The organism is Stenotrophomonas sp. YJH_SMC_53 (assembly GCF_059369995.1).
Genome location: NZ_JCAFTF010000001.1, coordinates 289,739 through 303,244 on the forward strand (window position 1 = coordinate 289,739; position 13,506 = coordinate 303,244).

Sequence of the window (13,506 nt, forward strand, 5' to 3'; positions counted from 1 at the left end):
CCGGGCATCCCCCGGCGCTTTCTTTTGTAGAGTCGAGCCATGCTCGACTGGCTTTTCAACAGCAGTCGAGCATGGCTCGACTCTACAGAAAAGCGAAAACACCAAGGACCTCCGCCATGAAACGACTGATCCTGCTCACCGCCTGCACCCTGGCGCTGGCCGCCTGCAGCAACCCCGAGGAAGAACGCAAGGCGCAGGAAGCCGCCGCAGCCGCCGTGCAGGCGCAGAAGGAGGCCAAGGCCGAAGACGTGGCCAAGCAGTACGACATGGCCGTGGCCGCGCAGGACTGGGAGCGCGCGCGCCTGCACGGCGCCTCGCTGCTGGACCAGTACAAGGACACCGCCGCCGCCGAGCGCATCGCCGCGGGCTTCGATGAGGTCAAGGCCAAGGGCGATGCCGCGCGCGACCTGCGGCGCATGCAGGCGCTGTGGCAGTACAACCAGATCCCGGTGGGCAGCAAGGGCAACCAGGTTTCGGCGCAGATCTACAGCAAGGAACGGGTGGACGTGGATGGCAGCGGCGCCAAGCCGGTGCAGCTGGTGTTCCGCGATCATCCGGAGTGGAAGCGGCATGCCTACCTGGTGCTGCAGGCCGGCGATTTCCGGTGCCCGCAGTGCACGGTGAAAGTGACCGTGGACGACGGCAAGCCGGTGTCGATGGCCGCGTGGCGCCCGAAGACCGATGAAGCCATCGCCCTGTTCATCACCGATCAGAAAGCGCTGTGGAGACTGGCGCGCAAGGGCAAGTCGATCAGCATCGAGTTCCCGGTCAAGGCCGGCGGCACCCGTACGGCGGTGTTCGAGACCGGCGGCGTCGACGCCAGCCGCATGCCGCAGTGGTGGCAGTGATGGTCGCGACGGGCAGCGCGGTGCACGCGTTGTCCGCGATCCGGCACTGGGTGTTCGACATGGACGGCACGCTGACTGTGGCCGTGCATGATTTCGCCGCGATCCGCCGCGCATTGCAGATCACGGCCGAGGAAGACATCCTCGACCATATCGCGGCGTTGCCGGATGCACCGGCGCAGGCCAAGCGTGAGTGGTTGCTGGATCACGAGCGCGCGCTGGCCGAGGACGCGCTGCCGGCGCCGGGTGCGGTGAAGCTGCTGCGCGCGCTGGCGGCGGCTGGCTGCCGGCTGGGCATCCTGACCCGCAATGACCATGCGCTGGCGAAGCTGACGCTGGAGGCGATCGGGGTCGGGGCGTTGTTCGACGATGCCGACATCATTGGTCGCGATGAAGCGGTGCCCAAGCCCTCGCCGGAGGGCCTGCAGCAGCATCTGCGGCGATGGGGCATCGGGCCTGCGCAGGCGGTGATGGTGGGTGACCACGCCTACGACCTGGAGTGCGGCCGTGCGGCCGGCACGCATACCGTGCTGGTCAACCTGCCAGAGAACCCTTGGCCGGGCCGCGCCGACTGGCATTTCGCCGATTGCCGCGCGCTGCTGGCCGCCTGGCAGGCCGCATGACCGTGTAGAGCCGAGCCCACGCTCGGCTGCCCTGCGGTCAGATCGTGCTGGCGCGCGCAAGCCGAGCATGGCTCGGCTCTACAGAGAGCAGGCCACGTGTCGGTCGGAGGTTCCGGTAGTGCCGGCCGCTGGCCGGCAGTGTCGACCAAGGTCGACACCCACCGATCAGATGTGCGGGCAGTTCGGTTACGCGCCCAGCGCGTAACCGAACTGCTGCTTGAACTGCTCGTTGAACTCATCGAAGGTGAAACGCTGGTTCTGCGTGCCCGGATGCTCGACCTTCAGTGCGCCCATCAGGTTGCCCATGCGGCCGATGGTCAGCCAGTCGTAGCCCTTCTGGATGCCGTAGATCAGGCCTGCGCGGAAGGCGTCGCCACAGCCGGTCGGGTCGACCACGCGGCGCTCGTGCGCCGGCGGGATGTCGTAGCTCTTTTCCGGAGTGTGGATGACCGCGCCCTTCGGGCCACGGGTGGTGATGTAGGCCTTGACCCGGCTGACGATCTCCTTCTCGTCCCAGCCGGTGCGCTCCTGCAGCAGGTTCGACTCGTAGTCGTTCACCACCACGTAGTCGGCCTGCTCGATGAAGGCGCGCAGTTCCGGGCCGTTGAACAGCGGCATGGCCTGACCCGGGTCGAAGATGAACGGGATGCCGTCTTCGTGGAATTCCTGCGCGTTCTGGATCATGCCTTCGCGGCCGTCCGGGCCGACCAGGCCCAGGGTGACGCCCGGCACCCCACGCACGTGGTTCTCGTAGGAACGCATCATCGCGCCCGGGTGGAAGGCGGTGATCTGGTTGTTGTCGTGGTCGGTGGTGATGAATGCCTGCGGGGTGAACAGCTCATCGATCACGCGCACGCGCGACAGGTCGATGCCCAGGCCTTCGAAGTATTCGCGGTACGGGCCGAAGTCCGAGCCCACGGTGCCCATCGGGATCGGCTGGCCGCCCAGCAGGTGCAGGTTGTAGGCGATGTTGCCTGCGCAGCCGCCGAACTCGCGGCGCATGCGCGGCACCAGGAAGGACACGTTCAGGATGTGCACCTTGTCCGGCAGGATGTGATTCTTGAACTGGTCCGGGAACACCATGATGGTGTCGAAGGCAAGAGAACCACAGATCAGAGCGGACATCGATGTAAGCCTATGCGGTGAATTTTGGGGTGGGCCGGCCCGGTTCAGCGGGCAAGCAAACGGCGCCCTTGGGCGCCCGACGGCGCAAAGGTTACCCGCTGGTGCCGCTCAGGGCCAGAACCGGGTGAGACCCGATCAGGCCGAAAGCCTGTGAAGACGCGGGTTCAGCTAGTTTTTTCCTTGCTCGGCGGCAGGCGGGTTGCTAGGCTTGTCGGCCTCGATTTCTGCCCATTTTTTCGCCATCCCGCGGCGGGCACGACACCCCTCAGGACTCCTTCCTCAGATGTTCAAGAAACTCCGTGGCATGTTCTCCAACGACCTGTCCATCGACCTGGGCACGGCCAACACCCTCATCTACGTGCGCGGGCAGGGGATCGTGCTGAACGAGCCGTCGGTCGTGGCCGTGCGCCAGGACCGTGCCATCGGTGGCACCCGCTCGGTGGCAGCCGTCGGCGCCGAAGCCAAGCAGATGCTGGGCCGTACCCCGGGCCACATCACCACCATCCGCCCGATGAAGGACGGCGTCATCGCCGACTTCACCTATACCGAGGCGATGCTCAAGCACTTCATCAAGAAGGTGCACAAGTCGCGCGTGCTGCGCCCGAGCCCGCGCGTACTGGTCTGCGTGCCGGCCGGCTCGACCCAGGTCGAGCGCCGCGCGATCAAGGAATCGGCCGAGGAAGCCGGTGCCCGTGACGTGTTCCTGATCGAAGAACCGATGGCCGCCGCGATCGGCGCCGGCATGCCGGTCACCGAAGCCCGTGGCTCGATGGTCATCGACATCGGCGGTGGCACCACCGAAGTGGCGGTCATCTCGCTCAACGGCATCGTCTATTCGGCCTCGGTCCGCATCGGCGGCGACCGCTTCGACGAGTCCATCACCAACTACGTGCGCCGCAACCACGGCATGCTGATCGGTGAAGCCACCGCCGAGCGCATCAAGGTCGAGCTGGGCTGCGCCTACCCGCAGGCGGAAGTGATCGAGATGGAAATCTCCGGCCGCAACCTCGCCGAGGGCGTGCCGAAGATGATCAAGATCAGCTCCAACGAAGTGCTCGAGGCCCTGCACGAACCGCTGTCGGGCATCGTCAGCGCGGTCAAGCTGGCGCTGGAGCAGACCCCGCCGGAACTGTGCGCCGACGTCGCCGAGCGCGGCATCGTGCTGACCGGTGGTGGCGCCCTGCTGCGCGACCTGGACCGCCTGATCTCCGAGGAAACCGGCCTGCACGTGCAGGTGGCCGACGACCCGCTGACCTGCGTGGCGCGCGGTGGCGGTCGTGCGCTGGAGCTGGTGGACATGCACGGCAACGAGTTCTTTGCGCCGGAATAAGCCGTCCCGGCCGTTCCTGCCCGCCGCGCCCTTCCGGGGTGCGGCCCGCCGTGATGGCGGGCCGGCACCGGCGGGGCGCCCGCGTGTTTCCCTTCCGCCTTCTGCCAGTTGAATCGTTGCCGTGCCGCCCTACGCCGGTCCTCCCGTCGCCTCCCGATCCGGTGATGCCGCCAGCCCCCTGCGGTTGCTGGCCTATCTCGCGTTGGCCATCACCCTGATCGTGCTCGATGACCAGGCTGGCTGGCTGGCACGCCTGCGCGAGCAGGCCAACAGCCTGGTACAGCCGGTGTGGGCACTGGCTGGCCTGCCCGGCAAGCTCGGCAACCAGGTCAAGGATTCCGCCGCCAGCCATACCCAGCTGGTCACCGAAAACCGTGAACTGCGCAACCAGCTGCTGCTGGCCAACGCGCGCCTGACTCGCCTGCAGACCGCCGCGCTGGACAACGCCCAGTTGCGCGAACTGCTGAACGTGGCCGAGCGCAGTGGCCTGGACGTGCAGCTGGCGCCGATCCTGGACATCGACCTGGACCCGGTGAAGCAGCGCCTGGTGCTCGACGCAGGCAGCCGCGAGGGCGTGCACGTCGGCCAGGCGGTGATCGACGCCGGCGGCTTGATGGGGCAGGTGATCAGCGTCACCGGTGGCACCTCCACCGTGCTGCTGCTGACCGATCCCGACCACGCGGTGCCGGTCACCGTGGCCCGCAACGGCGTGCGCCTGATCGTCTATGGCCGCGGCGACACGCTGGAACTGCGCGACATCCCGCTCAGCGCTGGCGTGGAAGTGGGCGATGAGATCGTCACCTCCGGCCTCGGCGGGCGCTTCCCGGCCGGTTTCCCGGTCGGCACCATCACCGGCCTGCGCCCGGACGACACCCACGCCTTCCTGGTCGGCGAACTGAAGCCGGCGGCCCAGCTCGACCGCGGCCGCGACGTGCTGCTGCTGCGCCCGGGCGCGGCGATCCGCATTCCGCCGGAGCTGCGCCTGCAGCTGGAAGAAACCGCCCCGGGGGGCCCGGCCACCGGCGCCAGCGTGTCTGCGGGAGCCGCGCCAGCGGCAACGACGCCAGCTCCGGTCAGCTCCCCGGTAGCGCCGGTCGCTGGCCGGCAACAGCCCTCGTCGCAGACGAGAACTGTTGCCCCCGCATCCTCCCTTACCCCCGCGCCTTCGGCGCCCCCCCCTCAACAAGAGGGGGGCTCTCCCCCAGCTGGATCCACGGTAGTGCCGGCCGCTGGCCGGCAACCGACCACGCCGGAGGCCCAGCGATGAGCCGCCTGCGCGACAACCCGTGGGTGCTGCCGGCCAGCCTGGTGGTGGCGCTGCTGCTGGGCCTGCTGCCGCTGCCGGCGCTGCTGCAGCCGCTGCGCCCGTACTGGCTGGCGCTGGTGCTGGCGTACTGGGTGATCGAAGCTCCTGAGCGCGTCGGCCTGGGCATCGCCTTTGCCAGCGGCGTGGTGGCCGACCTGCTGTACGGCGGCGTGCTGGGCGAACAGGCACTGCGGCTGGTAATGCTGGCCTTCATCCTGCAGCGCTTCCGTGCCCGCATCCGCTTCTTCCCGATGTCCCAGCAGATGCTGGCCATCGGCGGCCTGCTGTTCAACGATCGCATCGTCAGCGCGCTGGTCCACATCGTGGTGGATGAGCCGACCCTGCCCTGGTCGTACTGGTGGGCGCCTCTGCTGGGCATGGGCCTGTGGCCGCTGGTGTTCGTGCTGCTGGACGCGGTGCGCTTCGGCAAGCGCGGGCGCTGAGCCATGATCCCGCGCCGCCAGGTCAAGAACCCGCACGCCGAAGCCGAACAGTTCCGCCGCCGTGCGGCGCTGGGTTTCCTGGGCGTGCTGGTCTGCCTGCTGGGCCTGGGCGGCTGGTACTTCAAGCTGCAGGTGCTGGACCACGACGTCTACGCCACGCGCTCGGAAGCCAACCGCATCAAGCCGCGGCCGGTGGTGCCAGGGCGCGGCATGATCTACGACCGCAACGGTCGCCTGCTGGCCGAAAACGTGCCGGCCTTCCGCCTGGATGTGACTCCGGACAAGGTCAAGGACATGGATGCCACCCTGGAAGGGCTGGCGAAGATCATCAGCATCAGCCCGGAAGAGCTGGAAGCATTCAACAGGTCGCGCAAGGCGCGCCGCAAGTTCCTGCCGGTCACGCTGAAGCTGCGCATGAGCGACGAGGAGATGGCGCGCTTTGCCGTCGACCGCTGGCGTTTCCCGGGGGTCGAGCTGGAACCCTACCTGACCCGGCGCTATCCCTATGGCGATCTGTTCGCGCACATCATCGGCTACGTCGGCCGCGTTGATGACAAGGATCTGGAGATCCTCGGCGAAGGCAATGCCGCGCTGACCCACATCGGCAAGTCCGGCCTGGAACGCTATTACGAGCAGCAGCTGCGCGGCAAGGTCGGCTACGAGCAGGTCGAGACCAACGTGCAGGGCCGCGCGATCCGCACCATCGGCCGCGTCGCCGCGCAGTCCGGCGCCGACCTGCGGCTGTCGATCGACGCCGACCTGCAGCGCGCGATGGTGGCCGCGTTCGGCGACCAGGAGGGGTCGGCGGTGGCGATGGATCCGCGCACTGGCGAAGTACTGGCGATGGTCAGCCTGCCGTCCTACGACCCCAACCTGTTCGTCAACGGCATTTCCCATGCCGACTTCAAGGCCTTGAACGAAAACCCGTCGCGGCCACAGTTCAACCGCCTGGTGCTCGGTGGCGTCGCTCCCGGTTCCACGCTGAAGCCGCTGATCGGCCTGGCGGGACTGGACTCCGGCGTGCGCCGCCCGGAAGACAAGGTGCTCTCCACCGGCATGTTCTACCTGCCGGGCACCTCGCGCGGCTGGGGTGACGCCCACCGTGGCGGCCACGGCTGGACTGATCTGCGCAAGTCCATCGCCGAGTCGGTCAACACCTATTACTACAAGCTGGCGCTGGACCTGGGCATCGAGCGCTTCGACCATTACATGGAGTACTACGGCTTCGGCCAGCCGACCGGCATCGACCTCACCGGCGAGATCGGCGGCATCCTGCCGTCGCCCGCCTACAAGCGGAAGAGCCGCAAGGAAGCCTGGTATCCCGGCGATACGGTCAACATCAGCATCGGCCAGGGTGACTGGAAGGTCACCCCGCTGCAGCTGGCGCGCGGCGTCAGCGGCCTGGCCGACGGCCAGCTGCGCACCCCGCACCTGGTGATCCAGCAGCGCGAAGGCTTCGACAGCGACTGGACGGCGATGCCGCCCGGCGAGAGCAAGCCGGTCAGCCCCAATCCCAACAACGTGCAGGCCGTGCGCGAGGGCATGATGGCAACCATGCGGCCCGGCGGCAGCGGCTGGCGCGTGGCCGTCGGTGCGCCGTACGTGATGGCCGGCAAGACCGGTACCGCGCAGGTCATCAGCCGCAAGGGTACCGCCGCCGTGAATCCGAAGAGCCTGCCGATGCATCTGCGTCACCGCGCACTGTTCGTCGGCTTTGCGCCGGCGGACAACCCGGTCATCGCAATTGCGGTGGCAGTGGAAGGTGGTGGCTATGGTGGTTCGGCCGCGGCGCCGATCGCACGCAAGGTGTTCGACGCTTACCTGTTGGGCAAGATGCCCGAAGGCATGCAGCCGCTGGACAGCGAGCGCGGCACCACCGCCATCGGCGCCACCGCGTTCGACAACGAGGACGCGGGCGCGCGCCAGGCCGGTGACCTCGCCGCTGCACAGGTGGGAGAGCACCCGGTGCTGATCGGTGCACCCACGCCGGAGCCCGCGCCTGCGCCTGCGCCGCAGCCGGGTGCGCAGGCCGCCGCGCTGCCAGCCACGCCGCGCCCGGCCCCTGCGGAGCCTGCACGATGAGAGTATTCCTGCGCTGGGCCGGCGACATGCTGCGCCGCTTTTTCAGCACGCTGGACTGGGTGCTGTGCCTGGCCCTGGGCGCGCTGATGGTGATTGGCCTGGCGACCCTGAAGAGCGCTGGTGGCGACAGCCTGGTGATGGCGCAGGGCGCGCGTTTCGCGGTGGGCATGGCCGCACTGTGGGGCATCTCGCGGGTGCCGATCCTGCGCATCCGCTCGGCCACGCCGATGATCTACGCGATCTCGATGATCCCGCTGCTGGCGGTGTTCGTGCTGGGCACCGGTAAATATGGCCGGCAGTGGCTGGACCTGAAATTCTTCTACCTGCAGCCGGCCGAGCTGCTGAAGGTGAGCCTGCCGATGATGGTGGCGTGGTACCTGCACAAGATGCCGCTGCCGCCGCGCTTCAATACCGTGCTCGTGGCCTTGATCATCATCGGCGTACCCACCGGCCTGGTGATGCTGCAGCCGGACTTCGGTACTGGCGTGCTGATCGCCGCCAGCGGCGTGTTCGTGCTGCTGCTGGCGGGCCTGCCGTGGTGGTGGGTTGGGCTGGGCGTGGGCGGCGTGGCTGCGGTCGCGCCGGTGGCGTGGTTCTGGTTGCTGCGGCCGTACCAGAAGGACCGCATCATGATGTTCCTGGACCCGGAGATGGACGCGCTTGGCGCCGGCTGGAACATCATCCAGTCGAAGATCGCCATCGGTTCCGGCGGCTTCGATGGCAAGGGCTGGGGCGAAGGCTCGCAGTCGCACCTGAACTTCATTCCCGAGCAGACCACCGACTTCGCGTTCTCGGTGCTGAGCGAGGAATTCGGCTGGATCGGCGTGGCCACCGTGCTGGCGCTGTACCTGGTGGTGATCGGGCGTTGCCTGTGGATCGCCAGCCAGTCACGCGATTCCTATTCGCGCCTGCTGGCGGGTGCCACCGGCCTGGCGTTCTTCGTCTACGTGCTGGTGAATGGCGGGATGATTTCCGGCCTGCTGCCGGTGGTAGGCGTGCCGATGCCGCTGATCAGCTACGGTGGTACTTCGGCGGTGTCGCTGCTGGCCGGTTTCGGCCTGGTAATGGCGGTGCGCAGCCACAACCCGGTGCACGGCGGCTACGGTTGAGTCCGGCGTCGGGGTCAGATCCCTTTTTCCACAGGAAAAAGGGATCTGACCCCGCAGCTCGGCTACGGAGAGCAGGAGCACCCTGACAGCTTCACGCAAGCACCCGTTGCTACCGTGCCCGCGTGAAATGGAAACGACTGCTTGGCGGCTGCCGTGAGGCGCTGCGCACGATCGATCTGCCGTTGCTGGGCGCGTTGTTGATCCTGATGGGCGCCGGCTTGGCGGTGCTGCACAGCGTGTCCGGCCCGGTGGCCGGGCAGGCGGCACGCTTTGCCGGTGGGCTGTTGGCGATGTGGCTGCTGTCGCGTGTTTCGCTGCTGCGATTGCGTGCGTGGACCCCTGCGATCTACGCGCTGTCGATGCTGCCGCTGATGGCGGTGTACGTCATCGGCACCGGCAAGTACGGGCAGCGCTGGCTGAACCTCGGCGTGTTCTACCTGCAGCCGTCCGAGCTGCTCAAGCTCAGCCTGCCGCTGATGATGGCGTGGTACCTGCATCGGCAACCACTGCCGCCCTCGCCGCGCACGGTATTGACCGCCGCGCTGCTGATCGGCGTGCCGGCGGTGTTGATCCTCATGCAGCCCAACCTCGGCACCGCCACGTTGGTCACTGCCAGTGGCGTGTTCGCGTTGTTGCTGGCTGGCTTGCACTGGGGTTGGTTGGCGACCGGGGCGGCAGGGCTGGCAGTGGCTGCACCCCTGGCGTGGTTCGGCTTGCTGCGGCAATACCAGAAGGATCGTGTGCTGACCTTCCTCGACCCGGCGGCCGACCCGCTTGGTACCGGCTGGAACATCCTGCAATCGCGCATCGCGATCGGTTCCGGGGGCTGGCAAGGACGTGGCTGGGGGCAGGGCACACAGGCCACGCTCGATTTCCTGCCCGAGTACACCACCGACTTTGCGTTCTCGGTGCTGGCCGAAGAGTTTGGCTGGATCGGCGTGGCGACGCTGTTTGCGCTGTACCTGTTCGTGGTGGGGCGTTGCCTGTGGATTGCGGTGCACGCGCGCGACACGCACGCGCGATTGCTGGCCGGTAGCCTGGGGCTGGCGTTCTTCGTCTACGTGCTGGTGAACGGCGGAATGATTTCCGGTCTGCTGCCGGTAGTGGGCATTCCGATGCCGCTGATCAGTTATGGCGGGACCTCGGCGGTTTCGCTGTTGGCCGGCATCGGGCTGGTGATGGCGGTACGCGGGCATCGGCCCGTGCACGGGGGATAGCGTTTCCAGCCAACGGCGCAGGCCCTCGTGGGTGGTCGCGTAACGCGGCTCATGTGTGGGGCGGGTGCGGTGGGTTCGCGGGACACGCCGTAAACCCGTCCCTGGGGGCTCGATGGCGCCATCCATGGCGCCAACGGTCCCGCGAACCCACCGCGCCCGCCCCTGATAGTTTTCGGGCGCGTCTACCCACGGAGAAGCAAGAGAAAATCAAAAGCAAATGCAGCCTGGCGGGTCGCTTCATTGCCTTGTGTAGCGCCGAGCCGTGCTCGGCTTATGAGCAAGCGCAGCGCCGCGACCCGCTTTTGATCTTCTCTTGCTTCTCCGTGGGTAGACGCGCACGGAACCTGTCCGTGGCCGGGTAGATGGGCTGCGCAGGGGCGTGAGCCGCATGGATGCGGCGACCGAGCTTACATGGACGTACTTGCAGCGGCCCCTGCGCAGCCCATCTACCTGGCCTCACCCGTGAACTGCTTTTCGCGGCGACCCACGAGGGGCTGCGCCGTTGGCCGGAGACTTCCTGGCGCTGCGCAATGCCCGTTGTGGAAGCGTTCTCACAACAATGCGACGCAACACGCTCTCCGACCAAAGTCCGCGAAAAACGTTATCTGGTTCACATTTTTACACCGCGTTGATCTTGATCAATGGACTTGTCGTAATCGGCCTGCACAATGGCGGCCCGTTCGGCACGGCGCGCCGTCAATCGATGCAGCGCGAGGGGGCGTCGGGCGGGAGCAGTACTGATCCAACGGGTACAGGGAGCGCGGGGAACTGCCACTGGGGAGCGGCAGCCGCGCAGGTACCGACCGGATCCGGTCGCCGGTTGCGTCTGCGGGGATGGGGACGCAACCGGCCACCTCTATCTGAATGGGGAAGCTCGATCACGACGTCTTCACATTTCCCGCTGAACGCGGGCAAATCGTTGTGATTCATGGTGTTAGGGGTTTTAATTCATCCATGACCTGCTAACCTGCGACGATGATTCGACGCACTCTGGCCTGCATGCTCACCCTCGGCCTGGTCGCCTGCGCGACCCAGCCGAAGTCCCCACCGTCTTCGCCCCAGGCCAGCAGTACGCCGCGCCAGCCCGCCACCAAGGCCCACGGCCCGGCCGAAGCCGCGCCCGAAGCGGCCGCTGCTACAGCGCCGCCGGTCGATCTCACTCCGGTGCCGTTCGAGGTCGCACGGGCCCGCTTTGTTGCCGATACGGCCAAGCGCTATGGGCTGAAGCCGGAGCAGATCAGCAGCGTGCTCGATCAGGCGCAGGTGCGCCAGCCGATCATCGCCGCCATGTCGCGCCCGGCCGAACGGGTCAAACCGTGGAACGAATACCGGCCGATGTTCATCAGCAAGGCACGCATTGATGGCGGCCGCGCGTTCCTGGCCCAGCATCGTGCCGAACTGGATCGCGTGCAGCAGCGCACCGGCGTGCCGGCCGAAGTGATCGTGGCGATCATCGGCGTGGAGACCAGTTACGGGAAAAATGCCGGCAACCACCGTGTGCTCGATGCGCTGTACACGCTGGCGTTCTACTACCCGCGCAGTGGCGACCCGGCCAAGCTGGAACGCGAAGTGCGCCGCGAGCTGTTCTTCCGCGATGAGCTGGCCAAGCTGTTCGAGCTGGGCCGTGAGGAAAAGCTGGACATCACCACGCTCAAGGGCAGCTATGCCGGTGCGATGGGCATGGGCCAGTTCATGCCGTCCAGCTATCTCGATTACGCCGTGGACGGTAATGGCGATGGCCGTCGCGACCTGTTCACCAGCTACGACGATGTGTTCTCGTCCATCGCCAATTATTTCGTGAAGAAGGGCGGCTGGGTCCGTGGTGGCCAGGTGGCCGTACCGGCCACGCTGGCGCCGGGTCGCGAGGAGTTCAACCCGACCGAATGGATGCCGACCTGGTCGCTGGCCGACCTGGCGCAGCGCGGCTACCAGCCCAGCGCTGCGGTGCAGCCGGGCGCCACCGCAACGCCGATCACGCTTGAGGGCAGCACCGGCAAGCAGTACTGGCTGGGCTTCCAGAATTACTACGCGATCACCCGCTACAACCTCTCGAAGATGTACGCGATGGCCGTGTTCCAGTTGTCGCAGGCCATCGCCGGACAGGAGCTGCCCCCGGCATGAACATCAGATGGCTGGTCCCGAGCTTGATCGTCCTCGCGCTGGCTGCCTGCAGCAGTGCGCCGAAGAAGCCGGCCACGGCCGGCCACGGTGGCAAGCCCAGCGGCACGGTGGTGCAGGGTCGCGGCTCGCGCCCGGCGCATTGCCCGGAGGGCTCGCCCTATGCTGCGGCCAAGGAAGACCCGAACACGCGCGGCAACTACACCGCCGGGGGGCTGTACAAGCCAGGCGTGCGTGACAGCACCCCGGACTACATTCCCAACGTCGCCTGCATTCCCGAGCCGGAAGTGACCGCCGAAGAGCGTTCGGCCATCGGCAACAAGTCGCCGTACGTGGTGCTGGGCAAGTCGTACAAGGTGCTCGACGACACCCGCAACTATGTCGAGCGCGGTACGGCCTCGTACTACGGCGCCAAGTTCCACGGCCGCCTGACCTCCAACCGCGAGGTCTACGACATGTACCAGTTCACCGCCGCGCACAAGACGCTGCCGCTGCCCAGCTTCGCCCGCGTCACCAACCTGGACAACGGCGAGTCGGTGATCGTGCGCGTCAACGACCGTGGCCCGTTCCATGATGGCCGCGTGGTCGACCTCAGTTATGCCGCCGCGGTGCGGCTGGGCATCACCCAGCGCGGTACCGGCAACGTGGAAGTGCGTGCGCTGCAACCGGGCGAGAGCAACCTGCTGGCCCAAAAGCCGTCGCGCCGCGAGCGCCGTGCCGCCGAAACGGCTGTCGCGGCGGCCAGTACGCGCCCGGTAACGGCTGCGCGTGCCACCGCCGACAGCGACATTGATCGCCTGGTCAAGCGCCTGCCGGCCGACGCCATGCCTGCGCGTGGCCAGCCGGCCACCACCCAGGGCGTGGCCAGCGCCGTGCCGGACGTGGCGGTCAGCAGCCTGCCGCCGAGCGCACCGCCGGCGCGCAGCGCCCCTGTGGCACCGGTTGCCGTCGCCAGCGCCGCGCCGCGCGCGGTCACGCCGGCGCCGGCGCGTACGACGCCGGCCACACCGACCGCCCCCAGCCTGTCGCAGCAGGTAGTGGGCGCGGTGATGGTGCAGGTCGCCAGCTTCTCCAGCCGCGACAATGCCAACCGCGCAATGGGCCAGCTCAACGCCGCCGGCATCGTCGGCGCGACCATCAGCGACATCGCCGCCGGTGGCCGCACCCTGTTCCGCCTGCGCGTTCCCGCCAGCGACCATGCCAGTGCCGCGGAACTTGTCGGCCGCATTGCCGGTCTGGGCCTGGGTTCGCCGCAGATCGTCAAGGATTGACCCACTCGGGCCGGTGCTGCCGGCCCATGCTGCCCCG

At 67.6% G+C, this 13,506-nt stretch carries 11 protein-coding genes; 10 read left to right on the top strand and 1 reads right to left on the bottom strand.

The genetic code is table 11. From position 1 onward, the window contains the following. Positions 1–116: 116 nt before the first annotated feature. Positions 117–848 (top strand): hypothetical protein, encoded by a 732-nt coding sequence (locus tag AC5P7X_RS01380; RefSeq protein ID WP_053497531.1) that lies wholly within the window; start codon positions 117–119, stop codon positions 846–848. Next, the gene (locus AC5P7X_RS01385) at positions 848–1,468 is read left to right on the top strand and encodes an HAD family hydrolase (protein ID WP_053497586.1); all 621 of its coding nucleotides are present in this window, start codon (positions 848–850) and stop codon (positions 1,466–1,468) included. The genes AC5P7X_RS01380 and AC5P7X_RS01385 overlap by 1 nt, the downstream gene beginning before the upstream one ends. A gap of 186 nt (positions 1,469–1,654) precedes the next feature. On the opposite strand, the gene AC5P7X_RS01390 is transcribed toward AC5P7X_RS01385, so the two are convergent. After that, positions 1,655–2,593, bottom strand: coding sequence for a carbohydrate kinase family protein (locus tag AC5P7X_RS01390; protein ID WP_005419403.1), 939 nt, complete (start codon positions 2,591–2,593; stop codon positions 1,655–1,657). 283 nt (positions 2,594–2,876) lie between these two features. Between AC5P7X_RS01390 and AC5P7X_RS01395 the strand changes: the two genes are divergently transcribed. The 8 genes from AC5P7X_RS01395 to AC5P7X_RS01430 all read left to right on the top strand — a co-directional run bounded on the left by AC5P7X_RS01395 (position 2,877) and on the right by AC5P7X_RS01430 (position 13,469). After that, on the top strand, positions 2,877–3,923 hold the full coding sequence (locus AC5P7X_RS01395; protein WP_005419402.1) for a rod shape-determining protein: 1,047 nt from the start codon (positions 2,877–2,879) through the stop codon (positions 3,921–3,923). A gap of 121 nt (positions 3,924–4,044) precedes the next feature. Then, positions 4,045–5,190: a rod shape-determining protein MreC gene (mreC, locus tag AC5P7X_RS01400; RefSeq protein WP_053501141.1), complete on the top strand. Its 1,146-nt coding sequence runs from the start codon at positions 4,045–4,047 to the stop codon at positions 5,188–5,190. Next, positions 5,187–5,672 (top strand): rod shape-determining protein MreD, encoded by a 486-nt coding sequence (gene mreD, locus AC5P7X_RS01405; RefSeq protein WP_005419400.1) that lies wholly within the window; start codon positions 5,187–5,189, stop codon positions 5,670–5,672. Before mreC ends, mreD begins: the two co-directional genes overlap by 4 nt. Positions 5,673–5,675: 3 nt before the next feature. Next, positions 5,676–7,754, top strand: a complete 2,079-nt coding sequence (mrdA, locus tag AC5P7X_RS01410) for a penicillin-binding protein 2 (RefSeq protein WP_053501144.1) — start codon at positions 5,676–5,678, stop codon at positions 7,752–7,754. Further along, positions 7,751–8,863 (top strand): rod shape-determining protein RodA, encoded by a 1,113-nt coding sequence (gene rodA, locus AC5P7X_RS01415; protein WP_005419392.1) that lies wholly within the window; start codon positions 7,751–7,753, stop codon positions 8,861–8,863. Before mrdA ends, rodA (AC5P7X_RS01415) begins: the two co-directional genes overlap by 4 nt. Positions 8,864–8,985: 122 nt before the next feature. Further along, a complete protein-coding gene (gene rodA / locus AC5P7X_RS01420; RefSeq protein WP_053501146.1) occupies positions 8,986–10,080 on the top strand; it encodes a rod shape-determining protein RodA in 1,095 nt (364 codons plus the stop codon). A gap of 975 nt (positions 10,081–11,055) precedes the next feature. Further along, positions 11,056–12,201, top strand: coding sequence for a lytic murein transglycosylase B (gene mltB, locus AC5P7X_RS01425; protein ID WP_005419390.1), 1,146 nt, complete (start codon positions 11,056–11,058; stop codon positions 12,199–12,201). Beyond that, a complete protein-coding gene (locus AC5P7X_RS01430) occupies positions 12,198–13,469 on the top strand; it encodes a septal ring lytic transglycosylase RlpA family protein (RefSeq protein WP_053498246.1) in 1,272 nt (423 codons plus the stop codon). Before mltB ends, AC5P7X_RS01430 begins: the two co-directional genes overlap by 4 nt. Positions 13,470–13,506: the final 37 nt, after the last annotated feature.

Coding starts and splice junctions, on each gene's coding strand:
- AC5P7X_RS01380 (WP_053497531.1), top strand. CDS start 117: ATGAAACGACTGATCCTGCTCACCGCCTGCACCCTGGCGCTGGCCGCC.
- AC5P7X_RS01385 (WP_053497586.1), top strand. CDS start 848: ATGGTCGCGACGGGCAGCGCGGTGCACGCGTTGTCCGCGATCCGGCAC.
- AC5P7X_RS01390 (WP_005419403.1), bottom strand. CDS start 2,593: ATGTCCGCTCTGATCTGTGGTTCTCTTGCCTTCGACACCATCATGGTG.
- AC5P7X_RS01395 (WP_005419402.1), top strand. CDS start 2,877: ATGTTCAAGAAACTCCGTGGCATGTTCTCCAACGACCTGTCCATCGAC.
- mreD (WP_005419400.1), top strand. CDS start 5,187: ATGAGCCGCCTGCGCGACAACCCGTGGGTGCTGCCGGCCAGCCTGGTG.
- mrdA (WP_053501144.1), top strand. CDS start 5,676: ATGATCCCGCGCCGCCAGGTCAAGAACCCGCACGCCGAAGCCGAACAG.
- rodA (WP_005419392.1), top strand. CDS start 7,751: ATGAGAGTATTCCTGCGCTGGGCCGGCGACATGCTGCGCCGCTTTTTC.
- mltB (WP_005419390.1), top strand. CDS start 11,056: ATGATTCGACGCACTCTGGCCTGCATGCTCACCCTCGGCCTGGTCGCC.
- AC5P7X_RS01430 (WP_053498246.1), top strand. CDS start 12,198: ATGAACATCAGATGGCTGGTCCCGAGCTTGATCGTCCTCGCGCTGGCT.